This is a genomic window from Flavobacterium sp., assembly GCF_039932285.1.
Taxonomy (GTDB): Bacteria; Bacteroidota; Bacteroidia; order Flavobacteriales; family Flavobacteriaceae; genus Flavobacterium.
Map to the genome: position 1 here is coordinate 1 of NZ_JBDTQE010000027.1, position 24,216 is coordinate 24,216.

Below are 24,216 nucleotides of genomic sequence, written 5' to 3' on the forward strand. Positions count from 1 at the left end.
ATAATACAATTTTTAGATGGGTCATAGAGTATAGTTAAAAGAGTAATTAGTTCTTTTAATCCGTGACATTCACTTTGGCTCAGATTATATTCAGCTCCGGCATTTATATTCTGCATTTTTGGTTTTAAATATCCACCTTCTTCGGCTAGTCTAATTGTCTTTCCAAATAAATCAGAAAGAAGCGCCTCAATCTTAATTCGAATATCTAGTCGTTCTTTAAGTATAATGATTGCAGATGAAGACAACCCTGTTTTTTCAGCTCTTTGCTTATAATCTGCAAGATGAGTTATGTCAAATCCATTTTGTAAAGTTCCACCTCCAAATCTACCTTCTTGCTGTTTTTCTAAACCAACTAAACGTTCAGCATTTAAATACCTAGGTAAATAACCTTCGTTTGAAAAATTATTCTTGATTTGTTCAGCTAAAAGAGATTTTCCTGTCCCATTTGGACCGACAATATAATTTATATATCCCCATTCATTTTTTACAAAATTTTCTTCCCAAACTAGTAAAGGAATCGTGATGTCAACATTTTTTGTTATCATATATCGGGTTTTCAATAAAATTAGGCATAACTCATAAATAAACGAAGGTTTATCATACAAACGTTTATAATCGTTTGTAAATAGTTGAAAACTGTATTTATCTATATTTCAAAGATAATGAAATCTGTAGCTAAAAAACTCAATACTTGTAGTGAAATCTAATTTTAGTAATTCTAAAAACTGTTTCACTGTATTGTTCTAAAAATTCAAATTTATTTCTTCTGAAATCCTATCTTAAAAAAATCCGCTTCGATTTCTCAAAGCGGATTTACTATTTTCTAAAATCTGAGATCTAAAACTCAGAAATCTAAACTATCTACTAGTAATAAGTATAACGTCTTACTTTAGCAATATATTTTGCCAAACGAATTACTTGGTGGCTGTACCCATATTCGTTATCATACCAAACGTACAATACAATATTTTTACCATCTGCAGAAACAATGGTCGCATTACTATCATAAATTGCTGGAGCAGATGTTCCCACAATATCAGATGATACTAATTCGTTGTTTAATGAATATTTAATTTGCTCTACCAGTTCTCCTTCTAAAGCATATTTTTTCATGATATTGTTAACATCCTCAATCGAAGTTGTTTTTTCTACTTCAAGATTTAAAACAACCAATGAGCCATTAGGAACAGGAACACGAATCGCATTTGATGTTAATTTTCCAGCTAAACTTGGTAATGCTTTTGCTACTGCACTTCCAGCGCCAGTTTCGGTAATAACCATATTTAAAGCAGCAGCACGACCACGACGGTATTTCTTGTGCATGTTATCTACTAAATTCTGGTCATTTGTATAAGCGTGAATGGTTTCTAAATGTCCTTTTACAACACCTAAAGTATCTTCAACTGCTTTTAAGATTGGCGTAATAGCATTAGTTGTACAAGAAGCTGCAGAGAAAATGTTTACTTCGTCTGGATTGTATTCGTTTTGATTTACACCGTGAACGATATTTGGAACTCCTTTCCCAGGTGCGGTCAACAATACTTTATCAACTCCTTTTGAAGTTAGATGTCTTGCCAATGCTTCTTGGGTTGTAAATGCTCCTGTATTGTCAATTACTAAAGCATCATGGATTTCGTAAGCTGTATAATCGATATCTTCTGGCTGATTTGCTGTAATGATGTGAACCGTTGTTCCGTTTATTATTAATGCATTATTTGCTACATCTGCAACCACAGATCCTTGAAAATCTCCATGAATAGAATCGTAACGCAATAATGAAGCTCTTTTTTCTAAAGTAGTAGCATCATTCTTATCACGGGTTACAATAGCGCGCAAACGCAACTGATTTCCTTTACCCATTTTAGACATTAATTCTCTGGCTAACAAACGACCAATACGTCCAAAACCATATAAAACAACGTCTTTAGGATGTATATCTTCTGTATTTTTAGCATCTTTTAGTTTGTCAATTACAAATGATTTTGCATCATTGTATTTGTTGTTTTCAAGATGAAATTCGTAAGTTAATTTACCAATATCTAATTTTGATGGCGGTAAGTCTAGCGATAATATGGCTCTAGCAATTTCTACCGAATCAAATACTGAAATTGGCTTCCCAACAAATTCTCCAGCATATTCGTGTAGGTTAATAATGTCGCTTACATTTCTGTCGATCAATTGGTTTCTAAAAAGAACCATTTCGATAGATTTGTCGTACCACAAATCGCTAATTATTTTTATTAATTCGACTCCTGCTCTTCTTCTGTCTGCTTGAAAAGCAATTTCTTTTTCGTAAACCGTTGTGTTGCTCATTGTTTAGTTAAAAAGGATTATTAATTTTTATGATGCAAAAGTATATATTTCAAACGTTTTCGTAAAGGATTTTTATAGTTTTTTTAGTGCAAAAAAAAACCAGCCTAAAAAGACTGGTTAAGTTAAAAAATTAAATTATTTTACAATAAAAACCTCAATATCTGACCGTTTACAGTAATCAATTCTATCTGCGAACGTTGGTTTTCTGATTTTTTAGACAAAACTTTAGTCACCGTTTCAATATCAGTAGCTTTCACGTTATCGATACTTAAAATCACGCCTCCTTTTAGTTGGTCTGCATAACCTGAAAGTTCATCGTTAGTTATATTTTCAATTTTTACACCATATTTGATATTAAATTTTTTCATATCACCATTATCAATATCAGCTAATTCTAAACCTTTCAAATCGTAATTGATTAATTCTTTTTTAGTCAGTTTTACAGGAATAGTTATGTTTTTTTCATCACGAATAATTCCTACTTTAATTTCGTCATTTGGACGTTTTGTGTTGATGTAAGAAGTTAAATCTGCAAATGTCATGATACTTTTATCATCTAATTTCTGGATGATATCTCCTTTTTTCAATCCCGCTTTTTCTGCGCCAGAATTTTTAGAAACTTTGTTTACTAAAACACCTGTACTTTGTTTTATTCCTAATTCTTTTGCAGTAGCACTATTTAGCTCTCCTGCTTCAATTCCTAAAATACCACGTTGTACATTTCCATATTCCATCAAATCTTCTACAATTTTACGGGTTAAATTAGAAGGAATTGCAAACGAATATCCCACATAAGAACCCGTTTGAGAAGAAATCATAGTATTTATCCCAATCAATTCGCCTCGAGTGTTTACTAGCGCACCACCGCTATTTCCTGGATTTACAGCGGCATCGGTTTGTATAAAGGATTGAATCCCATTATTAGATAAATCTCTGGCTTTTGCCGAAACAATTCCTGCCGTAACAGTCGAAGTCAAATTATAAGGATTTCCAACTGCCAAAACCCATTCTCCCACTTTTAGATTGTCTGAATCTCCAAAAGTCGCATAAGGCAACTTTTCGTCGGCATCTATTTTTAGTAAAGCAATATCCATTTTGCTGTCGGTTCCTACTAGTTTTGCTTTGTATGTTTTATTGTTATTTAAAGTAATTTCAAGTTCTGTAGCATCTTTTACAACATGATTGTTGGTAACAATATAGCCATCTTCGCTAATAATGACTCCCGAACCAGTACCAACTTGTGTTTGTTGACCTCCACCAGCTCTAGAACCATAAAAGAATTCTAACATCGGATTATTAGGAATGTTCGAAACAGAAACATTTTTTACGTGCACTACCGTATGAACTGTGTTTTCGGCAGCCGTTGTAAAATCTATATTTTCGGCAGTAAGCCCTACATTTTTGGCATAATTACTACTGGCAATAGATAATTTAGAGGAACTCCCCTCTTCCATAAATAGTTTGTAAGCTCCAAGAGTCGTAGCTCCGCTTAACAAAGACACAAAAAATAAACTCGCAAATTTTTTCATAGTTATATATTTTTAGATTTTAATTTCTAAACGTAAATTTAGAAATTTGTTGCCATCAGAAAAACAGTTTAACGCTCGTTTAACAACTTTTAACTTAACATTAATATTTGTACTTTTGTAATAGTTTTTAGGAGCACAACAGTATAGTTTATAACAAACAGTACTCCTGCTGTACGTTGCAATCTTGCCGAAAAAGGCAAGTATTTCCACTTCCATCAGGGCTAAAATTGCTGTTTTTCGTTTCTTTTGAACCAAAAAAATAACCAAATGAAATTATACAAATACCAAGGAACAGGAAACGATTTTGTCATGATAGACAATCGTTTGCAAGCATTTCCAAAAGAAAACACAGCACTTATCGAAAAACTTTGCGATAGGCGTTTTGGTATTGGAGCCGACGGATTGATTTTGTTAGAAAATGATGAATCTACCAATTTCAAAATGGTTTATTATAATTCCGACGGAAACCAAAGTTCTATGTGTGGCAATGGCGGACGATGTTTGGTCGCTTTTGCAAAAAAACTAAATATAATAAACGACAAAACCACATTTATAGCAATAGATGGTTTGCACCACGCTACAATCAATGAGAATGAAATTGTTTCGCTTCAAATGAAAAATGTAGCCGAAATAAATATTCATGATAATTATATTTTCTTAAATACAGGTTCACCTCATCATGTTCAGTTTGTAGATAATTTGGCTAATTTTGATATCAAAAATGAAGGAGCAAAAATTCGTTATGGAGATTTGTACGGAAAAGCAGGAAGTAATGTCAATTTTGTACATCAAATTTCCGAAAATGAGTTTTCCATCAGAACGTACGAACGTGGTGTAGAAGACGAAACGCTTTCTTGCGGAACAGGTGCAACAGCAGTTGCAATTGCGATGAAAGCTATAGGAAAAACAAATAGTAACAATATTACTATAAACGTACAAGGCGGAAAACTCGAAGTTTCGTTTATTGAAGAAAACGGAATTTTTAGAAATGTTTTTCTAAAAGGACCAGCAGAATTTGTCTTTGAAGTGAATTACGAATTTTAAATTACGAATTACGACTATGAAAGCAGATAATGTTGTCCAATTAAAAAGCTATGCATTTGCATTAAGAATCATAAAGGTTTATAAATATTTAGCAGAAGAAAAAAAAGAGTATCTACTCTCTAAACAATTGCTAAGAAGTGGAACTTCAATTGGCGCGAATATTGAAGAAGCAATAGAGGACAATCCAAAGCGGACTTTTTCGCAAAACTAACTATTTCATACAAAGAAGCCAGAGAATCAAAATATTGGATTCGTCTATTAAAAGATTCAGAATATTTGACAGATTCACAAGCAATTGATTTGTTAAAAGATATCGATGAACTTCTAAAAATAATTGGAACTATTCAAAAATCGGTTCGTAATTCGTAATTTTAAATTCGTAATTTTTTATGTCATTAAAAGGAAATAATATTTACCTCCGCGCACTCGAACCAGAAGATTTAAACTTCGTTTTTGGTGTAGAAAATAATGAAACCATTTGGGAAGTGAGCAATACTCAAACGCCGTATTCTAGATTTTTAATCAAACAATATCTAGAAAATGCACATCAAGACATATATGAAGCCAAGCAATTAAGATTGGCTATTTGCAAAAATAATGAAATAAAACCTTTAGGATTAATTGATTTATTTGATTTTGATCCTAAAAACAATCGAGCAGGAATAGGAATAGTTATCGAAAACACCCAAAACAGAAATCAAGGTATAGGAAAAGAAGCCTTATCTCTTTTGGTAAATTATGCATTTATGAAGTTAAATTTGCATCAATTGTATGCAAATATTGGTAGCAATAATGAAGTTAGTTTAAAGCTTTTTACTACTTTTGGTTTTCAAAAAATTGGAACAAAAAAAGATTGGACTTTTCACGAAGGAAAATATTTTGATGAAGATTTGTTTCAGTTAATAAATAAAGATGCTGAGGCTCTAAGTCGCTAAGATTCTAAGTTTAAAATATTAAACTTTTTTAAACAAAAAACAAAACCTCAGAGCCTTTGAACCCTAAACCTTTGAACCTTAAAGAAAAATGAATAAAAAGAAAATTGCCGTTATAGTTTTATTAATCCTAGTGGCTTCTGTAGCTATCTTTGGTTATATCAATGTGTTTTCAAACAATACAAAGTTCGACAAAAACGAATTGTATGTCTTTATCCCAACTGGATCCACCTACGAAGATGTGCTTAAAATTGTTAAACCAAATGTAAAAGACATTAATAAATTCAAATTTGTTGCCGAAAAACGTTCTTACAATAGCAATGTTTTTCCTGGAAGATTTTTGTTCAAAAAAGGAATGAGCAATTTCCAGATGATTACTGCACTTCGACACAACGAACCATTAAAACTTGCCTTCAACAACCAAGAAAGTTTAGAAAAATTAGTTTCTCGTCTTTCTTCTCAAATGGAAGTAGACAGTACAACACTTATAAATAGTTTGCGTGATACTGTTTTTATGAAGAAAAATGGTTTTAATAACGAAACTATTCTAGGTATGTTTATTCCAAATACTTATGAAGTAAAATGGAATATTTCGGCAGAAAAATTCCGTGAAAAAATGGCAAAAGAATATACTGTTTTTTGGAATAATGACCGATTAGCAAAAGCCAAAGCATTAGGAATGACTTCTCAGCAAGTCATCACATTGGCTTCAATCGTACATAAAGAAACTGTAAAAATTGACGAACGTCCTCGTGTTGCTGGTGTTTATCTGAACAGATTAAAACTCGAAATACCATTACAAGCAGATCCGACAGTAATTTTTGCAGTCAAAAAAGAATCTGGCGATTTCGATCAATTGATCAAAAGAGTTCGTGGCGAAATGTTACATTCATCTTCTCCTTACAATACTTATGTGCATACCGGATTACCACCTGGGCCAATTGCTATGCCAGACATTTCGGCAATTGATGCGGTTTTAAATGCCGAAAAACACGATTATGTGTTCTTTTGTGCAAGTGTAGAACGTTTTGGTTACCATGATTTTGCAAAAACTTATGAAGAACACCAAGTGTATGCAAAAAAATATGCAGAATGGGTAACTAAGTTAGGTATCGAAAAATAATTTTGAAATTATATTACTACATATATTTAAGTTTATTCTTTTTTTCGATTCCAATTCTTGCTCAAAATAAAATTGATAATTTCTTAAAACCTGCAGATTCTTTACTTATCCCAAGAAGGAATGCAGTTGTAATTACTGAAGCTGTAGCGATTTCTGGAGCTTTAATAGGGTTGAATGAACTTTGGTACAAAGACTATCCTAAATCTAATTTTCATTTTATAAATGACAATAAAGAATGGCTCCAAATGGATAAGTTGGGACACATGTATTCTGCCTATCATATAGGAAATACAGGTGCAAATTTGTTACAATGGAGCGGGGCTACAAAAAAACAACAATTGATTTATGGAGCAACACTGGGTTTTGTATTCCAAACTGCTGTTGAAGTTCTTGATGGATATTCCGAAGAATGGGGAGCTTCTTCTGGAGATGTCATAGCAAATGCGACGGGTACAGCTTTATATGTCTCGCAAGAATTACTATGGAAAGAGCAAAGAATTGTGCCTAAATTTTCTTTTCACACTACATCTTATGCCTATTTAAGACCTGATGCGCTTGGAAAATCACTAAACGAACAAATTTTAAAGGATTATAACGGACAAACGTATTGGCTATCTGCCAATGTTCATTCGTTTTTTCCGACATCTAAAATACCAAAATGGGTAAATGTAGCATTTGGTTATGGAGCAGAAGGAATGATTTCTGGAAATAAACAGATTTCTGACGCAAATAGTAGTTTTGAAGACAAAAGATACCGACAGTTTTACCTAAGTTTAGATGCTGATTTAACAAAAATTAACACAAAATCACATTTTTTGAAGACAATTTTCTCGATTTTCAATACTATAAAAATCCCCGCACCAAGTGTCGAATTAACATCTAACGGAGTTGTTAACTTTCATTGTTTATACTTTTAGAAAAAATTAACATATTATATTTCAACAAGTTACATTTCGATTGTAAATTTGTCCTGTAGAAATTTTCTAATTTTGATGGTTTTACCTAGTTAGAAAGAAAAACAATTTATGACAAAAAAACAAATATTTTACATCGGAATATTTGCCTCAATTACAATTTTAAGTTCTGGTTTTAAACCATTTTCTTCTGAATTTTTTCCTTGGTTTCATATCGTTGAAAAAGAAGAAATATTTTATACAGTACCTACCGAAACAGAACTTAACCAAACTTTTTTCGACATCCCATTTACCGGAAAAACTTTTGTAGGATTTAGACAGTCTTTAGCTGTTCGTGAATCCGAAGGAAAGTATTATAAAGTAAACACATTGGGGTATTTAGGAAAATATCAGTTTGGTTCAGAAACTTTACGAATTTTAGGAATTAGAGATACAGTTTCTTTTCTAAGAAGTCGCAAATTACAAGAAAAAGCATTTTTGGCCAATTTATCTAGAAACAAATGGGAACTTCGTAAAGAAATTACTAAATATTCTGGAAAATTAATAAATGGAGTAGAAATTACCGAATCTGGAATTTTAGCAGCTGCGCATTTAGGAGGAACAGGATCAGTAAAAAGATTCTTAAAAACTAATGGTCGTAGAAAATGCAAAGATGGTTATGGAACTTCTATTAAAGAATACATGAACGATTTTGCAGGCTACGATACAAGTTGTATAGAAGCCAGCGAAAAAGCCCAAGCAAGACATTACTAATATGTTTTGTGAATGATAAAAATGCAAGGTCGATTATGTAAATCGACCTTTTGTTTTTTCCATAAGTTTACAGTCATCGTTTTGATGTATTCTGTGGGTAAAGTGATGTCGCAAGCCACACACAAAAGTGTGTTGGGTTGTAACGTTTGCAAAATATCTTCTAACAATTTATTGTTTCGGTAAGGTGTTTCAATAAACAATTGTGACTGATTCTTATCGAAAGACAATTTCTCTAAACCTTTTATTGCTTGTTTTTTTTCGGATTTATCAATGGGTAAATAACCGTTAAAAGTAAAACTCTGACCATTCATTCCAGATGCCATAAGGGCTAATAAAATTGATGATGGACCAACTAACGGAACAACTTGTATTCCTTTTTCATGAGCAATTTTTACAATAACAGCCCCTGGATCTGCTACACCAGGGCAACCCGCTTCGCTCATCAAACCTACATTATGCCCTTCTAATAGTGGTTTTATAAAGTCTAAATGTTCTTTAGTATCAGTATGCTTGTTTAATAAAAAGAGTTTTAGTTCCGATTGTTTTTTCTCGGAATGAACAATTTTTATAGATTTTCTGGCCGTTTTTTCGTTCTCGACAATATAATAGTCAATAAAATCGATAGCTCTTTTGATAGTTTGTGGTAAAACATCATCGGCATTCATCTCGCCAAGAGTGGTTGGAATTAAATAGAGTTTACCTGATGCCTTCATAATTTTACTAGCTTTTAAATACTTTGTAAAGTTATAAATTCTAGCTTAATTTATCTTACTTTTTATAACCTTATAGTCTTAAACAAAAAAAGCACCTCCGAAAAGGTGCTTCTTCAAAAAAACTATTTAATCACTATTCTTTCATGAATTTTTTTGTTGCAATTGCATTTTCACTGTCTTTAATTTTTACCATATACATTCCTGAAGCCAAAGCAGAAACATTAACTTGTTTTTGAGTGGAACTCATTACTTTTTGACCTTGAATATTGTAGATTTCTATTGACTTTACATCTAAATCAGTTTCGATATTTAAAACTTCGTTTGCTGGATTTGGGTATAATGAAACTTTTAGGTCGTTTTGGTTGAAATCTTGAGATGATAAAGTGTTATTGTTAAAAAGACTTGTTACGTCAGCAGCAGTTATTGCATAGTTATAAATTTTCAAATCGTCGATTGCACCATTGAATGCGCCTGTTGCAGAACCAAATGAATTACCTAAGTATAAAATATTTTGTGTACTTGTATTCCAATTATTATAAGTTCCTTGACTACCCAATACGCCATTTACATAAATTTTTGCTACTTTGTTTCCATCAAAAGTAAAAACAATGTGTTTCCAGTTATTTATGGTTGTAGCATTTGTAAATGGTAAGTTAGAATTGTACGAAAAATTAAAAGTTGTAGTAGCATTAAATGAACATCCATAAACAGCATCGCCTGAAGTAGCTCCATAAGTTAAAACTATATTATCGCTATTAACAGCAGTAGGTCTAATCCATAAAGATATTGTTCTTGGATTCGCTTGATTTGGAAGATTTATAATATCATCTCTATATAATGTACTAGAGCTGGTAACAAGTGCATTATTCAATGCACCGAACCTGTCTGCAGTATATAAATGATTCGTAACACTAGGGGCACTAAAGCTTGATGTGTTGGACTCGTCTAGAAGTGAACTATTAAATTTGTATTCAGAAACAAGTCCGGGTAACACTTGGGTTCTAAAATTAAGAGTTGTTGAAAATGTATCACCATTTGCATTTGTTGTTCTAATTTGATAAAAGTAAAGTGTGTCTGGTAAAAGTCCATTTAATGTTGCTGAGCCTGGAGTTACAGTATTGCCACTAGCTGAAAATCCAGTAGTTTGATTTGTTAAATTTGTAGATCCCAATCCCCAGTTTACCACAGAGGTTGTATTTAAGTTATTTGCATTTAACGAATAGTTTATTGTTGCTGAACTTGTCGTAATTGCTGTCGTAGAAACTAATGATATAGAAGCTCCAACAGTTGTTGTAAAACTACCAACTGCACTTGTAGTACTACCAAAGCCATTATTTGCAATTATTCTATAATAATACAAAGTATTCGCCGTCAATCCGGCGGTTAATATTGCATTTCCTGGAGTATCTGTTGTTCCAGATGCATTGAATCCATTTACATAAAACGGAAAGCTGGAGTTTGTAAGTCCATATTCAACTCCCGAAGTTGTTGCTGAATTATTAGCGTTTAATGAATAATTAATAGTTGCAGTACTTGGAGTAATTGAAGTTGATGAAATTGCAGATATTATAGGCGATAAAGATACACTTGTAGTAAATGATTGCGTAGAAGACACCACAGCACTCCCATTGCAAGATTCGCCTGCGCCGCTATAATACCTAAAATAGTATGTTGTATTTGGAGTAAGTCCAGTCAAATTATAACTTTTTACTTCCGTGACGAACGCAGCTACAATTTGCTGAGATGAAGTGCCAGCCAACACTGTAAATGTGCTAGATAATGAATATTCCATATTAACAAATGAACCTGAGGCACAGGCGTTATTGACGGTTGCGCTTACTACAGCAGTTGTTGTAGTTATTGATGTTGCATTTAAGCTAGAGTAATTAATTTGAGAAAAGCCAATTGCACTACTTAAAAGTGCAAAAAGTAAAAGTAATCTTGTTTTCATAATAAATAAGTTTTAAAGTTTAGAACAAAACTAGCCCCAATTAAATTTATAAATAAGGTCGAGTTTACGAAACCCTGTTTTCAGTTTACGAAACCCTTAAAACTGCAAAGAGCACCAAAAAGGTGCTCTTAACTATAATAGAGATAATTGAACTACAATACCAAAAATAGTTGCATACAGTAAAAAGAGTAACAACTCTAAACGATAGTTTCTATTTTAGATCTTATTATAATTCTCCCCTTATTCTTTCATGAATTTTTTTGTTGCAATTGCATTTTTTGCATCTTGAATTTTTACCATATAAATACCCGCAGCTAAATCTGAAACATTAATTTGTTTTTGAGTTGATGACAATACTTTCTGACCTTGAATGTTGTAGATTTCTATTGATTTTAATTCTAAATCCGTTTCAATGTTTAAAACATCGTTTGCTGGATTTGGATATAGTGAAACTTTTAGGTTGTTTTGGTTGAAATCTTGAGATGATAAAGTATTGTTTGTGTATAAACTTGTAATATCGGCTTGCGATAAGGCGTAGTTATAAATTTTTAAATCGTCTAAATAACCTACGAAACTATTATTATCACTTCCAAATCTATCTCCTAAATAAAAATAACTATTACTTGCTGTGTTCCAATTTGGTCTGTTTTGATTACTTACTAAAGCGCCATCTATATACATTTTAGCATTTTGCGACGCATCATAAGTTGTAACAATATGATGCCATTGATTAAGTAACGAAGAATTTGAAGCAGAAATATTAGTATTCCAAGCAAAATTATAAACGGTGGAAGCATTAAAAGAAATTCCATAAGCAGATTCACCCGAAGCCATACCGTATCCAAAAACATGATTGTCTGAACCAATGCTAGTGGGTTTTATCCATATTGAAAAACTTCTAGCTGAGTTTCCTACAGGAATGTTAGGAACTAATGTTTGTGTACCATTGGCTAATTGAATAGCACTATTTGGATTACCATTTCTATCATCACCATAAGTGTCATTTGGTCCAATTTCAAAAGAAATAGAATTTTCAATATTTTTTACCGAACTATTAAAATTAAAAATTTGAGGAAAATTCCCAGATGGAGCAATTGCTGTAGTGGTAAATGAGTAAGCATTTGAGTAAACAAAACCAGTGCTAGTAGTTGCTCTAACTCTCCAATAATAAGTTGTATTAGCAGATAAAGATGTTAAGCTAAAAATTGGGTATAAATAATTATTGGTTATACTAACAGTTACTACATTCGTATTACTTGGAGCAACACTTAAATTTGCAACACTAACCGACGAGTATTGAATGTTAAAATCTGAAGTACCCGAAGAAACGGATGCTCCGATAACAACTCTAGCACTATTGGTTGAAATTTGATCTGATGTAAGATATCCAAAAAATGGATTTTGTGCAAAAAGAAACTGGGTTCCGAAAAGAAGAAATAGTACTAATTTTTTCATAATTAAAAATTTTAAATTTTCTTCAAAAATATAACGAGTTTAATGTTCATAAAGTAATGAGTTTACGAAACAGGGTTTTGGGTTTACGAAAATCAGTTTCGTTAACCCAAAACCCTGTTTCATAAACTGAATATTTTACTTTTAACTTTATTCTTTACATTTGTTTCAAATCTTACTACTTGCAAAAAACATGTTTAATATTTTTTTTATTTTTTATGGAATTGGCCTTGGGTCAAAATCCATACTATACGACTATAGACAATACGTCTGGCTTGCCTTCCAATAGTATTTATGATGTTTTTCAGGACAGTAAAGGTTTTATGTGGTTTGCTTCAGGAAAAGGAATTTGCAAATATGACGGAAACATTATAAAAACCTATACTGCTGATTTTCAAACATCAAAATCGGGTTCTTGCATTCAAGAAGATAAATATGGTCGGATTTGGTATGAAAATTTTGATGGTTTTTTATATTATATTCAAAATGAAAAAATAAAAGCGTTAGCACAAAACATGCCTTTAGGTTATTTCCGTTATGGAATAATCAACAATTATTTGCTAGTTTTAGAAACAGATGCTGTACAATTTTACGATTTAAAAACACTTAAACCCACAAAAAAAGTAAGCTTAAAATTTAGCAACTTAAATTTTGTGTTTTGTACTGAAGATAAATTATACGTATTTGATGATAAGCTATATGAAATTGACGAAAGTGGCAACACCAAATCTTATTTTTTTCCTGCTAATTTCAAAGCCGAATTTAATGCTCCAATTGTTCAAAACACAAGAAAAGGAATTGTTATTATTTCAAAATACACCAATAATTATTGCTATTTTGAAAATGGAAAGTTCATAAAACGAAAATTTAACTTCCCAACAGAGTTTATTCAAAATTTAGCCACTCCCAACGATAATCTTTGGCTTTGTACAACCAAAGGAATTATTCTAGTTGATTCTAAAACAAATCAGTCAACAACCTATTTTTCAGACAAAAACATTTCTTTTATTTATAAAGACAAACAACACAATTATTGGGTTTCTACAATTAATGAAGGTGTTTATTTTATTGAAAATTTTGACACAAAAATTATTGAGTTACCTTCTAAACCCATTGTAATAACAAAATCAGGAAACGATATACTAGTAGGTTTAGAAAATGATGCCGTTATCAAAATAGATCCTAAAACCTACTATTGTTCCGGTATTTATAAAGGAAATTTAAATCATGATGTATATCAATTGTTTTATGACGCCAATTCCAATACCACTTTTTTAACTTCTTCACATTTTAAATTAATCGCAAATCAAAAAACAAAAGAACTAGGTGTTGGTGCTGTGAAGTCCGTTACTAGAATTGATGCTAAATATTTCTCTTATGCTGCTAGTAATGCTTCGGGTGTTTTTACAATTGATAATGGTTTAAAAAGTGATTGGAATAATGTAATAAAAAAATACAAATCAACCGTAACAGAAAATGTCACACATTCCAACTTGGTTACTAATTGCAACGGAAAATCAACAGCCTACAATCCAGAAAACCAAACCATCTATTATGCCACTAACAATGGTCTAATTGCTTTTTCTAAAAAAAAGCAAAATGAAATTAAATATAATAAAACTACAATTTATTTTACTAAACTATATTATTATAACAAAGCGATTTACGGTTTCTCAAGCAACGAAAAAATCTATTCGATATCGACCAGAAATGAAATCAAACTTTATGATTTACCAAAAGCTATTGCAAATGAAAAAATAGACCGAATTGATTTAGAAAATAATTCTCTTTTTGTTTTTATAAATAATGCAGTGTACGAAATAAATATAGACACGAATGCATTCAAAAAAATTATTACAGTAACAAAAGACAATGAGATAACAGATATAACCTTACTTGATAATCAGTTTTATTTTGCTTCCTCAAAAGGTATTATTGTTAAAAAAAATAATTCGAACAAAACAATTCATCTACCTAAATTATTTATCAATGAAATATCTGTAAACGATGAAAAACAGATTACTAAAAAAGACAATATTTTAAAATTTGATGAAAACAATATTAAAATAAACTTTACAGTGTTATCCTTTGTTCCAAATGAAAAATTTAGTGTTTTATACAGTATCAATAATTCAAAATGGAACGTCCTAGACACTGATAACCGAAATTTAATACTGTCCTCATTATCTCCCAATGAATATGAAATACGATTAAAAATTAATGCCAAAAATTGTTCTAAAATTCAGTATATCAACTTCATAATAAAGAAACCTATTTGGTTGAATCCTTTTGTTTTATTATTTTTAAGCATCATTTTTTTTCTACTTCTATATACCTTATACAAATTTCAGATTTCAAAAATTCAAAAGAAAAACAAACTGGCTTTAGATAAAATTAATCTAGAAAAAAATCTAAACCAATCAAAATTAAAAGCTATAAAATCGCAAATGAATCCGCATTTCTTTTACAATGCGCTCAATACTTTGCAATCTTATATCTTATCCAATGAGAAAAAACAAGCCATAGAATATTTGTCGAAATTCTCGAACCTTACGAGAACCATTTTAGAAATGACGGAGAAAGAAACCATTTCTATTAATGAAGAAATTAAAACATTAAAACTCTATTTAGATATTGAAAAAGCACGTTTTGAAGACGATTTTACTTATATAATCATTTTGAAATCTGAAATAGAGGCAGAAAACATTAAAATTCCTTCTATGTTATTACAGCCTTATGTTGAAAATGCTATAAAACATGGATTATTACACAAACAAGGTAAAAAAGAATTAAAAATCACTTTTGAACTAAACAATGACTTATTACAAATATCGATTGATGACAACGGAATTGGTAGACAAAAAAGTGCTGAATTAAACACAATAAAAAATAAAAATCACAATTCGTTTGCTACTGAAGCCATGCAAAACCGAATTAATTTGTTAAACCAATATACTCATAAGAATATATCTATTGATTTTATTGATAAAACAAACCCATTAGAACAAGCGTTAGGAACGACTGTCATTTTTAAAATCCCAATATCTTATTAAAATGAAAGCAATTATAATTGATGATGAAAAAAGAGCAAGGTTAAATTTAACGCTATTGGTTAAAGAATATTGCCCAAATGTAGAAATTGTTGCCGAATGTGAGAACTTGCCCGAAGGAGTAAAAGCCATACACAAATACCAACCAGACCTTGTTTTGTTAGATATTGAAATGCCTGGTCACAGTGGATTAGAATTACTAGATTTTTTTGATGAAAATGAAGTGAAATTTAAAATTATTTTTACAACGGCCTATCATGAATATGCATTGCAAGCATTTAAATTCTCCGCAGTAGATTATTTATTAAAACCTATAAATCCCGAAGAATTATCTAATGCAATAGCGCGTTTAGAAAAACAAAAAAGTGTAGAATCTAATTATTCGCTTTTAAAAGAAACCATGAAGCAAGATGTTCTAGATAAAATTGCAATTCCAAGCGGTAGTAATATTTTGTTTATTGAAACCAACAGTATTATTTGTATTAAAGGTGATGGCGCTTATTCTGAACTAAAATGTACTAATCAAGTAATACATGTTGTAAGTAGAAATTTGAAAAATTTTGAAGATATTTTATGCAATAATCCTCGTTTTGTTAGAGTTCATAAATCGCATATTGTTAATACAAATTTTGTAGTTGCTTACAATAAATCTGATGGTGGTAGTATTGAACTAAAAGATGGTATGCATTTACCTATTTCTCAAGATAAAGTACAATACCTTTTAGATACCATACAAATGATAAAAAGATAAATAACAACTGATATTTGACATTTGTTTTTTGAAAACTAAATTTGTAAAACTAAAAAACTAACTAAGTTTTTTTACAATTTCAGTACAAGCTTCATCGAGCATATCATACACTCTTTCAAAACCATCTTGCAAACCGTAATAAGGATCTGGAACATCTACATTTTCATCAGGAAATAATTCATTAAGAATAAGTTGCACTTTTTCTTTTTCATTTTCATGAGAAGCAAGTGCAATTACATCTTTATAATTCTGATTGTCCATCACATAAATATAGTCGAAATCTGAGAAATCTTGTTTAGAGAATTGACGCCCTTTTAAGTTCGAAATATCAATCCCTTTTTCTTTTGCTATTTTTATAGACCTTGCATCGGGAGGGTTTCCTATATGCCAATGTCCAATTCCAGCAGAATCTACAACAAAATCTGATGAAAGTTTAGATCGTAAAATACCTTCGGCAAGTGGAGAACGACAAATGTTTCCCAAACAAACCATCAATACCTTTGTCATATACTATAGAGATAATTTTTTGTTGATATCATCAACAAACTTTTTGAATTGCTTGTCGGTAGAAACTAAATTATCAACAGTCTTACAAGCATGTAAAACAGTAGCGTGATCACGGTCTCCAATTTGAGAGCCAATATTTGCTAAAGAAGCTTTGGTATATCTTTTTGCAAAAAACATAGCCAATTGTCTTGCTTGTACCACGTGACGTTTTCTTGTTTTAGATTGCAAAATTTCTAAATCCAACTGAAAATAATCGGAAACTACTTTCTGAATATAATCTATAGATACTTCACGTTTTACATTCTTAACAAATTTTTCGACTACTTGTTTAGCCAATTCTAAAGTCACTTCTTTTTTGTTGAAAGAAGATTGTGCAATCAAAGAAATAATAGCTCCTTCTAGTTCACGAACATTACTTTTTATGTTACGTGCTACATATTCTATAATTTCTTCAGGAATTTCAACACCATCACGATACAAAATATTCTTTAAGATTGAAATTCTTGTTTCATAATCAGGTTGATGCAATTCGGCAGACAATCCCCATTTGAAACGAGACAACAAACGTTGTTCGATATCTTGCATATCAACAGGAGCTTTGTCTGAAGTAAGAATTACTTGCTTTCCGTTTTGATGCAAATAATTGAAAATGTGAAAAAATACATCTTGTGTTCCTGTTTTTCCTGAAAGAAATTGAACATCATCAATAATCAAAACATCGATTAATTGATAAAAATGTATAAAATCGTTTCTGGTATTTTTCTTAACAGATTCTATATATTGTTGTGTAAATATTTCGGCAGAAATATACAATACTGTTTTGTCTGGATATTTGTCTTTTATTTCAACACCAATAGCGTGAGCCAAGTGTGTTTTTCCTAATCCTACACCACCAAAAATGAGTAATGGGTTGAATGATGTTCCGCCAGGTTTGTTAGCTACAGCCATTCCTGCAGAACGAGCCAATCTATTAGAATCCCCTTCTAAAAAATTATCAAAACTATAATTTGCATTTAGCTGTGATTCAATTTTTAAATTACGAATTCCAGGTATAATAAAAGGATTTCTTAATTCTGGATTTTTTTGTTGCACAGGAACGTCAATTTCTTGCGTTTTTACTGGCGAACGGTGAGCACTTGGCAATTGTTCCGTAAACGGAAGTTTATTCCCATAAGTGTTTTCCATTTTAATTTTATAAAGTAACTTTGCATTTTTACCAAGTTCTTTAGTTAATGCTACTTTAAGTAATTTTACGTAATGTTCTTCTAGCCATTCATAAAAGAATTTACTAGGCACCTGAATATATAATGCGTTATCAGTTAGCTCGACAGACTTAATAGGTTCAAACCAAGTTTTATAGGCTTGCTCCTGAATGTTATCTTTTATAAAAGATAGACAGTTGTCCCACACCGATTCAGCAGTTTTATTCATATTATGCATGCTTACGCTTTAAAATTATAAGGTTATATTTACAAAAAAACAAGTAGATTTTTTGCTTAATTTGGGATAGCAAATATGAGTCATAAAATCGTTAAAAAAAAATTTTTATAGTATTGATTTTATAAAAAAAATGTCGTAAGAGCTATTTTTTTGACCTTAAACAATTATTAAATTTTATATAATATTAAATGAAAGGACATCAATTTAAAGTCCGAGTTCGGTATGCCGAAACAGACCAAATGGGAGTAGTTTATCACGGAAATTATGCTCAATATTTTGAAATGGGACGCGTTGAATGGCTTAGAAACCTAGGAATTTCTTATAAATGGATGGAAGAAAACGGAATTATGCTCCCTGTAGTTTCCCTAACCATGAATTATAAAAAACCAGCCCGTTATGATGATGAGTTAAGGGTCAAAACAATTTTTAAAAGCCAAACTTCAGTCAAGATCGAATTTGATTACGAAATTTACAATGAAAGCGATGAGTTATTAACAACTGGCAACTCGGTTTTAGTATTTGTAGACATGAAAACTGGTCGACCAACTTTACCTCCAGATTATGTAAATGAGAAATTGAAAGAGATGTAATTAGCTAAACTTCTTTTATACCAACTTCAAAAATTCCTTCAAAAATGTCAAATATACTTTTGGCATTTTTTTTTCGGGTTGCAATTTCTATTTCACAAGCCCCTTCCATTTTTTGAGAAACGATTTTAATATTTTTTTCTTTAATAACCCGCATCACTTTATTCATATTCTTATAATCAAATTGAATTAGAAAATGAATATCAATAGTTTTCTCAATAATTTCAGATTCTTCGAGCGCCATTTGTGCTGCAGTTTTGTATGCAGAAATTAGTCCACCAACTCCTAACTTTACACCGCCAAAATATCTAACTACAACCACCAAGAGATTAGTAACATTAAAGGATTGAATTTGTCCATAAATTGGCATTCCTGCACTATTATTGGGTTCACCATCATCATTAGCACGATATTGCATTTTATCTGTACCTATCTGATAGGCATAACACCAATGTCTAGCTGAAAAATGTTGCTTTTTAAGATTTTCTATATGAATTTTTACTTCTTCTTCCGAAATAATTGGAAATGCATAACCAAAAAACTTGCTGTTTTTATCTTTAAATAAAACTTCAGGAGATGGTTCAGCAATACTAAAATAAGAGTCTCGTATTTCCAAAAAAAAACTATTTAAGAATAAATTTTTTATCGAAAAGCTGAGTGATATCTTCTTTCCCTGGAATAATGTTCCAAACTTGCATTCCTAAAGAGGCTGCAATATCTGTATTCTCTTTTTTGTCATCAATAAACAAAGTACGATTTGTTATTAAATCATGTTTATTAATAATGTAATTAAAAGCTTGTATATCTGGTTTACGTGTTCCAATTTCGAAAGAAAAATATACCTTTTCGAAACATTGATAAAATTCTCTTATAAATGTAGCCCCAAGCATGTGCTCAAACTTTGCTATATGAATTTCGTCAGTATTGCTTAACAAAAATAACTTATAATTCATCATAGACAATCGTTGCAAAAACTCTAATCTTTGTAGAGGGAAATCTAAAAGCACGGAGTTCCAAGCAGCTCTTATGTCATCAATAGAAGCGTTTGGTATTAATTTTTTTATTCCAATAATAAATTGAACTTCGGTTAGTTTTCCTCGTTCAAACTCTTGATTTAAATGTTCAAATTCATCATTCCAAGAGTGTAAACCTAATTTTTTTAATGCCGTAAGCGAAGCTTCTTTATCTAGATTGATAAATACATCGCCAAAATCGAAAATAATAGTGTTAATCATAGTTTAAATAGATTAATAGTTCGTCATTGTCTATTTTGCTTTTCGCCACTATTTTTCCAGTAATTACAGGGGATTTTGTACCACTAGAAAACATCTCTTTTCCTCTAAAAATTCTTGCTTCGTCCCACAAATTTTCATCTACAAAGGTCTGTAAAGTTTGCCTTCCGCCTTCTATAATTACGGACTGTAAATTATTATCAAATAAAAATGTCGCAATTTGCAAAGCTAAATTTTCAGAATAATCAATTGTCTTGTCAGAAATTACTAGTGTTTTTTGGCAAATATCAAATATATGACTTTCTTTTGGAATTCTATTATTTTTATCTAAAACAATTTTTATCGGATTATTTCCAGTCCAATCTCTAACATCTAATTTCGGATTATCATTAATAACCGTTTGCGTTCCCACAAGTATCGCTTGTTCTTCACTTCGCCATTTATGGACTAGTTGTCGGGAGTAAATATTGGTAATCCAAACTGGTTTTTGTTCGTTTTTTGAAGATGGTGCAATAAATCCATCTTCCGTTTCTGCCCATTTTAATATAATATAAGGCCGCTTTTTTTCGTGAAAAGTAAAAAAACGTTTGTTAGATTCCCTACATTCCGCTTCAAGTATTCCCACAACCACATTGGCACCAGCCTCTAATAATTTTTTTATTCCTTGCCCTGACACTATACTATTAGAATCGACAGTACCTATAACAACATTTGGAATTTTATATTTGATAATTAAATCCGAACAAGGAGGCGTTTTTCCAAAATGACTACAAGGTTCTAAACTGACATAGATTGTCGATTTTGCTAATAATTCTTTATTTTTTACCGATGCAATAGCATTTACTTCGGCATGATTTCCACCATAAGCAGAAGTGTAGCCTTCGCCAATAATTTTATTTTCAAAAACAATTACTGCGCCAACCGAAGGATTAGGCATCGCTGAAGGCAAACCATTTTTGGCTAATTCGATGCAACGTTTTATGTAAAATTCATGTATCTTCACATCACAAAAATAAGATTTTAGTTTTAGAATGAATAATATTATAATTAGAGAAATTCAACAAAAAGACAATCAAGCAATTGCAAAAATTGTTCGTGATGTTTTAATGGAATTGGGTGCGCCAAAAGTAGGAACCGCTTATGCTGATCCGCAATTGGATTTTTTGTTTGAAACGTATCAAAATCCAAAAACAAAATATTTTATAGTAGAAAATAATGGCACTGTGATTGGAGGAGCTGGAATTGCTCCGTTAGAAAACGAAGCGGAAACAATTTGCGAATTACAAAAAATGTATTTCTTGCCAGAAGCTCGAGGATTAGGAATTGGTTCCCAATTAATGGAGAAATGTCTTGACATCGCCAAAAGTTTCGAGTATGAGAAATGTTATTTAGAAACCATGCCGTATATGGAAGCCGCACAAAAACTATACAAAAAAGTTGGTTTCGAATACCTTTGTGAACCCATGGGAAATACTGGTCACACTTCTTGTCCTGTTTGGATGATAAAACAATTAATAAGACTTAAAAATTACTAAATAAAATAAAACTATATTTCTATGTGGTTAAAAAAACGAATTCCATTAAACAAATAAGTTATTAATTATTAAATATTTAGGATTAAAAAATGCTTATAAAAAAGTACAGAACACAATTCATACAAGAGCTATCTTCAATTTTTGATGAAAAAGAAATTGAAAGCTTTTTTTATATCATCTTAGAAGCTTTTCATGAACTGAAACGTGTCGATTTGGTCTTGAATCCAGATTTAGAATTAGATAACCTACAAATATTACAATGGGAAACGGTTTTATCTCAACTTAAAGAACAAAAACCCATACAATATATATTAGGTGAAACCGAATTTTTTGGATTGCCTTTTTATGTCAATGAATACACGCTAATTCCTCGTCCTGAAACAGAAGAATTGGTCGAATGGATTATTAAAGATTTAAAAATTAAAAGATTTAAAGATTTAAAGATTCTTGATATTGGGACAGGTTCTGGTTGTATCGCGATTTCATTGGCAAAAAATCTTCCAAACGCTCAAGTTTTTGCTATTGATATTTCGGAAAAAGCGTTAGCAACTGCAAAGAAAAATGCAGAACTAAACAATGTAAAAGTCACATTTATTGAAAAAAACATTCTTGAAACCGAAAATTTATTAGATAGTTTTGATATTATAGTTTCTAATCCACCATATGTTCGAAATTTAGAAAAACAGGAAATTCATAAAAACGTATTGGAGTATGAACCCCATTTGGCTCTTTTTGTAGAAGATAATGATGCCTTAATTTTTTATCAAAAAATAACAGAATTAGCTACTAAAAACCTTTCTGAAAACGGGCAATTGTATTTCGAAATCAATCAGTATTTAGGAAGGGAAATGGTCGAATTGTTAGAAAAATACAATTTTAAAAACATCAAACTTAAAAAAGATATTTACGGAAATGACAGAATGATTAAGTCAGATTTTATTTAAATATTCGTAACTATTTTTAACCACAAAATTACTCGTAACGCAAAGCCTCAATAGGATCTAATTTTGCAGCTTTTATAGCAGGATACGATCCAGAAACCACAGCCACAATAAAACTTACAATAAAAGCTGCTGTGATTGCGAGCCAAGGAATTACAAAATCAAATTTGATTAAAACTGAAATAACATAACCTATCAGAATTCCGAAAATAATACCAAACATCCCACCTAATTGTCCAATTACTAACGTTTCCATAAAAAACTGCATTGCAATGGTGCTTTTCTTAGCGCCCAGTGCTTTTCGAACCCCAATTTCTCGAGTTCTTTCAGTTACAGAAACCAACATAATATTCATCAACGCAATCGAAGATCCAAAAATTGTAATAATTCCAATTACCCAGGCCGAAAGACTCAAATATTGTGTAATATCTAGTATTTTATTAATTAAATCATCACTTCTCGAAATAGCAAAATTAGCATCTTCAATAGGACTTAATTTTCTAACTTTACGCATTGCAATTACAGCATTATCTACCGCATTAGTTAGTAATTCCTTTTTATCGACCATAACACTTGTCGTGTAATTTATATTAGGAGCGGTAAATAAACTTCGAGCGACTTGTATAGGAATCATAACTCGTAAGTCCTGACTATTCCCAAAAGTGGATCCTTTTTCTTTAAGAACACCTATCACTTTAAATTTTGCACCACGAATAGAAATTATTTTATCTATTGGATTCAAATCTTTTAATAATTTCTTCTCAAAATCAGAACCTAATACACACACATAACTATTGTTATCAATATCAAAAGCGGTAAAATTTCGACCTTTTACAACTTCAAGACCAGAATTTGGCATAAAATAATCATCAACTCCTACAACCGAAGCCTCTGGATCTGTTTTTTCTGCCTCAAACTTAACCTCAGCAGTTGTCGTTGCTGTAAATGAAACTGAAGTATGCACAAGTGGGTAATCAAAATTATCTTTAAAAGCCTTTGCTTCAGGATATGATATTATTGGATTTACTATTTCTCTTTCTCCACCCCCATTTCTTCTGGTTGAATTCTCATACTGATTTATCGAAAAAGTATTAGAACCCATTGAAGCAAAATCTTTAGACAAAGTATTTTCTAAAGCCGAAACTACAGTCAGAATTCCTACCAAAGCAGTAATTCCAATAGCAATAATAAGTACCGTTAAGATAGTACGGAGCAACTGCGTTCTTATAGAACCCAGCGCAATTTTTACATTTTCTTTAAATAATCCTAGCATAATACCTATTTGACACGAAATTACAGATTTTGTTACAAGTTTCTATTTAAAATTTTATAAATAGGCTAAAAAACAAGATATTTGCAAAAGTTTTATGAGCGAATAGCTTGGGATTTTTTGTAATCCATTTTCCTGCTGTCGCTGCAATCTGTCTCGTCCCAAAAGACGAAACAGGA

22 protein-coding genes and 1 pseudogene are annotated in these 24,216 nt (G+C 31.1%); 11 read left to right on the forward strand and 12 right to left on the reverse strand.

Annotated elements, in window-relative coordinates; translation table 11 throughout:
* The 3 genes from ABI549_RS06795 to ABI549_RS06805 all read right to left on the reverse strand — a co-directional run.
* The coding region (locus ABI549_RS06795) for an ATP-binding protein (RefSeq protein WP_348075706.1) at positions 1 to 545 on the reverse strand (545 nt) is incomplete at its 3' end.
* A gap of 319 nt (positions 546 to 864) precedes the next feature.
* The gene (locus ABI549_RS06800) at positions 865 to 2,313 is read right to left on the reverse strand and encodes a glyceraldehyde-3-phosphate dehydrogenase (RefSeq protein WP_348075707.1); all 1,449 of its coding nucleotides are present in this window, start codon (positions 2,311 to 2,313) and stop codon (positions 865 to 867) included.
* Positions 2,314 to 2,453: 140 nt separating this feature from the next.
* On the reverse strand, positions 2,454 to 3,842 hold the full coding sequence (locus ABI549_RS06805; protein ID WP_348075708.1) for a Do family serine endopeptidase: 1,389 nt from the start codon (positions 3,840 to 3,842) through the stop codon (positions 2,454 to 2,456).
* A gap of 267 nt (positions 3,843 to 4,109) precedes the next feature.
* On the opposite strand from ABI549_RS06805, the gene dapF reads away from it, so the two are divergent.
* From dapF to ABI549_RS06835, 6 genes and pseudogenes are all read left to right on the forward strand, one after another.
* Positions 4,110 to 4,886, forward strand: coding sequence for a diaminopimelate epimerase (gene dapF, locus ABI549_RS06810; RefSeq protein ID WP_348075709.1), 777 nt, complete (start codon positions 4,110 to 4,112; stop codon positions 4,884 to 4,886).
* Between the two features lie 16 nt (positions 4,887 to 4,902).
* A pseudogene (locus tag ABI549_RS06815) lies at positions 4,903 to 5,255 on the forward strand (four helix bundle protein).
* Between the two features lie 20 nt (positions 5,256 to 5,275).
* Complete coding sequence (locus tag ABI549_RS06820; protein WP_348075710.1) at positions 5,276 to 5,821, forward strand: GNAT family protein; 546 nt, start codon at positions 5,276 to 5,278, stop codon at positions 5,819 to 5,821.
* 88 nt (positions 5,822 to 5,909) lie between these two features.
* Entirely contained in the window at positions 5,910 to 6,941 is a 1,032-nt protein-coding gene (gene mltG / locus ABI549_RS06825; RefSeq protein ID WP_348075711.1) for an endolytic transglycosylase MltG, read from the forward strand.
* A gap of 2 nt (positions 6,942 to 6,943) precedes the next feature.
* A complete protein-coding gene (locus ABI549_RS06830; protein WP_348075712.1) occupies positions 6,944 to 7,858 on the forward strand; it encodes a DUF2279 domain-containing protein in 915 nt (304 codons plus the stop codon).
* 108 nt (positions 7,859 to 7,966) lie between these two features.
* Entirely contained in the window at positions 7,967 to 8,608 is a 642-nt protein-coding gene (locus tag ABI549_RS06835) for a peptidoglycan-binding protein LysM (RefSeq protein WP_348075713.1), read from the forward strand.
* Here the strand turns inward: ABI549_RS06835 and ABI549_RS06840 are convergent.
* From ABI549_RS06840 to ABI549_RS06850, 3 genes are all read right to left on the reverse strand, one after another.
* Entirely contained in the window at positions 8,605 to 9,321 is a 717-nt protein-coding gene (locus tag ABI549_RS06840; protein WP_348075714.1) for an SAM-dependent methyltransferase, read from the reverse strand. The two genes, ABI549_RS06835 and ABI549_RS06840, sit on opposite strands and share 4 nt — an antisense overlap.
* 133 nt (positions 9,322 to 9,454) lie before the next feature.
* The gene (locus ABI549_RS06845; protein ID WP_348075715.1) at positions 9,455 to 11,272 is read right to left on the reverse strand and encodes a LamG-like jellyroll fold domain-containing protein; all 1,818 of its coding nucleotides are present in this window, start codon (positions 11,270 to 11,272) and stop codon (positions 9,455 to 9,457) included.
* A gap of 240 nt (positions 11,273 to 11,512) precedes the next feature.
* Positions 11,513 to 12,727, reverse strand: coding sequence for a LamG-like jellyroll fold domain-containing protein (locus ABI549_RS06850; RefSeq protein ID WP_348075716.1), 1,215 nt, complete (start codon positions 12,725 to 12,727; stop codon positions 11,513 to 11,515).
* 215 nt (positions 12,728 to 12,942) lie between these two features.
* Here ABI549_RS06850 and ABI549_RS06855 point away from each other — a divergent pair, with 215 nt between their 5' ends.
* Together ABI549_RS06855 and ABI549_RS06860 are read left to right on the forward strand one after the other, a co-directional pair.
* Positions 12,943 to 15,777, forward strand: coding sequence for a histidine kinase (locus tag ABI549_RS06855; protein WP_348075717.1), 2,835 nt, complete (start codon positions 12,943 to 12,945; stop codon positions 15,775 to 15,777).
* Between the two features lies 1 nt (position 15,778).
* The gene (locus ABI549_RS06860; protein WP_348075718.1) at positions 15,779 to 16,525 is read left to right on the forward strand and encodes a response regulator; all 747 of its coding nucleotides are present in this window, start codon (positions 15,779 to 15,781) and stop codon (positions 16,523 to 16,525) included.
* A gap of 57 nt (positions 16,526 to 16,582) precedes the next feature.
* On the opposite strand, the gene ABI549_RS06865 is transcribed toward ABI549_RS06860, so the two are convergent.
* Both ABI549_RS06865 and dnaA read right to left on the reverse strand, forming a co-directional pair.
* Positions 16,583 to 17,032 (reverse strand): low molecular weight protein-tyrosine-phosphatase, encoded by a 450-nt coding sequence (locus ABI549_RS06865; RefSeq protein ID WP_348075719.1) that lies wholly within the window; start codon positions 17,030 to 17,032, stop codon positions 16,583 to 16,585.
* A gap of 3 nt (positions 17,033 to 17,035) precedes the next feature.
* Positions 17,036 to 18,463, reverse strand: a complete 1,428-nt coding sequence (gene dnaA / locus ABI549_RS06870; RefSeq protein WP_348075720.1) for a chromosomal replication initiator protein DnaA — start codon at positions 18,461 to 18,463, stop codon at positions 17,036 to 17,038.
* A gap of 197 nt (positions 18,464 to 18,660) precedes the next feature.
* Here dnaA and ABI549_RS06875 point away from each other — a divergent pair, with 197 nt between their 5' ends.
* Positions 18,661 to 19,062: a thioesterase family protein gene (locus ABI549_RS06875; protein WP_348075721.1), complete on the forward strand. Its 402-nt coding sequence runs from the start codon at positions 18,661 to 18,663 to the stop codon at positions 19,060 to 19,062.
* A gap of 4 nt (positions 19,063 to 19,066) precedes the next feature.
* On the opposite strand, the gene ABI549_RS06880 is transcribed toward ABI549_RS06875, so the two are convergent.
* From ABI549_RS06880 to ribD, 3 genes are read right to left on the reverse strand one after another with little or no spacing between them, the layout of a single operon-like run.
* The gene (locus tag ABI549_RS06880; RefSeq protein WP_348075722.1) at positions 19,067 to 19,675 is read right to left on the reverse strand and encodes a YigZ family protein; all 609 of its coding nucleotides are present in this window, start codon (positions 19,673 to 19,675) and stop codon (positions 19,067 to 19,069) included.
* Positions 19,676 to 19,682: 7 nt separating this feature from the next.
* Positions 19,683 to 20,294 (reverse strand): HAD family phosphatase, encoded by a 612-nt coding sequence (locus ABI549_RS06885; RefSeq protein WP_348075723.1) that lies wholly within the window; start codon positions 20,292 to 20,294, stop codon positions 19,683 to 19,685.
* Complete coding sequence (gene ribD / locus ABI549_RS06890; protein ID WP_348075724.1) at positions 20,287 to 21,294, reverse strand: bifunctional diaminohydroxyphosphoribosylaminopyrimidine deaminase/5-amino-6-(5-phosphoribosylamino)uracil reductase RibD; 1,008 nt, start codon at positions 21,292 to 21,294, stop codon at positions 20,287 to 20,289. Before ribD ends, ABI549_RS06885 begins: the two co-directional genes overlap by 8 nt.
* 28 nt (positions 21,295 to 21,322) lie before the next feature.
* Between ribD and ABI549_RS06895 the strand changes: the two genes are divergently transcribed.
* Both ABI549_RS06895 and prmC read left to right on the forward strand, forming a co-directional pair.
* Positions 21,323 to 21,826 carry a GNAT family N-acetyltransferase gene (locus ABI549_RS06895; protein WP_348075725.1) on the forward strand — a complete coding sequence of 168 codons (504 nt, stop codon included), beginning with the start codon at positions 21,323 to 21,325 and terminating at the stop codon, positions 21,824 to 21,826.
* Positions 21,827 to 21,915: 89 nt separating this feature from the next.
* Entirely contained in the window at positions 21,916 to 22,770 is an 855-nt protein-coding gene (prmC, locus tag ABI549_RS06900) for a peptide chain release factor N(5)-glutamine methyltransferase (protein ID WP_348075726.1), read from the forward strand.
* Between the two features lie 28 nt (positions 22,771 to 22,798).
* Here the strand turns inward: prmC and ABI549_RS06905 are convergent, their stop codons facing one another.
* Positions 22,799 to 24,040, reverse strand: a complete 1,242-nt coding sequence (locus ABI549_RS06905; protein ID WP_348075727.1) for an ABC transporter permease — start codon at positions 24,038 to 24,040, stop codon at positions 22,799 to 22,801.
* Positions 24,041 to 24,216 lie beyond the last annotated feature (176 nt).

Bases quoted from the DNA above. Each gene is read 5' to 3' on its own strand.
- ABI549_RS06800 (WP_348075707.1), bottom strand. From the start codon at position 2,313: ATGAGCAACACAACGGTTTACGAAAAAGAAATTGCTTTTCAAGCAGAC.
- ABI549_RS06805 (WP_348075708.1), bottom strand. From the start codon at position 3,842: ATGAAAAAATTTGCGAGTTTATTTTTTGTGTCTTTGTTAAGCGGAGCT.
- dapF (WP_348075709.1), top strand. From the start codon at position 4,110: ATGAAATTATACAAATACCAAGGAACAGGAAACGATTTTGTCATGATA.
- ABI549_RS06820 (WP_348075710.1), top strand. From the start codon at position 5,276: ATGTCATTAAAAGGAAATAATATTTACCTCCGCGCACTCGAACCAGAA.
- mltG (WP_348075711.1), top strand. From the start codon at position 5,910: ATGAATAAAAAGAAAATTGCCGTTATAGTTTTATTAATCCTAGTGGCT.
- ABI549_RS06835 (WP_348075713.1), top strand. From the start codon at position 7,967: ATGACAAAAAAACAAATATTTTACATCGGAATATTTGCCTCAATTACA.
- ABI549_RS06840 (WP_348075714.1), bottom strand. From the start codon at position 9,321: ATGAAGGCATCAGGTAAACTCTATTTAATTCCAACCACTCTTGGCGAG.
- ABI549_RS06845 (WP_348075715.1), bottom strand. From the start codon at position 11,272: ATGAAAACAAGATTACTTTTACTTTTTGCACTTTTAAGTAGTGCAATT.
- ABI549_RS06850 (WP_348075716.1), bottom strand. From the start codon at position 12,727: ATGAAAAAATTAGTACTATTTCTTCTTTTCGGAACCCAGTTTCTTTTT.
- ABI549_RS06855 (WP_348075717.1), top strand. From the start codon at position 12,943: ATGGAATTGGCCTTGGGTCAAAATCCATACTATACGACTATAGACAAT.
- ABI549_RS06860 (WP_348075718.1), top strand. From the start codon at position 15,779: ATGAAAGCAATTATAATTGATGATGAAAAAAGAGCAAGGTTAAATTTA.
- ABI549_RS06865 (WP_348075719.1), bottom strand. From the start codon at position 17,032: ATGACAAAGGTATTGATGGTTTGTTTGGGAAACATTTGTCGTTCTCCA.
- dnaA (WP_348075720.1), bottom strand. From the start codon at position 18,463: ATGAATAAAACTGCTGAATCGGTGTGGGACAACTGTCTATCTTTTATA.
- ABI549_RS06875 (WP_348075721.1), top strand. From the start codon at position 18,661: ATGAAAGGACATCAATTTAAAGTCCGAGTTCGGTATGCCGAAACAGAC.
- ABI549_RS06885 (WP_348075723.1), bottom strand. From the start codon at position 20,294: ATGATTAACACTATTATTTTCGATTTTGGCGATGTATTTATCAATCTA.
- ABI549_RS06895 (WP_348075725.1), top strand. From the start codon at position 21,323: ATGAATAATATTATAATTAGAGAAATTCAACAAAAAGACAATCAAGCA.
- prmC (WP_348075726.1), top strand. From the start codon at position 21,916: ATGCTTATAAAAAAGTACAGAACACAATTCATACAAGAGCTATCTTCA.
- ABI549_RS06905 (WP_348075727.1), bottom strand. From the start codon at position 24,040: ATGCTAGGATTATTTAAAGAAAATGTAAAAATTGCGCTGGGTTCTATA.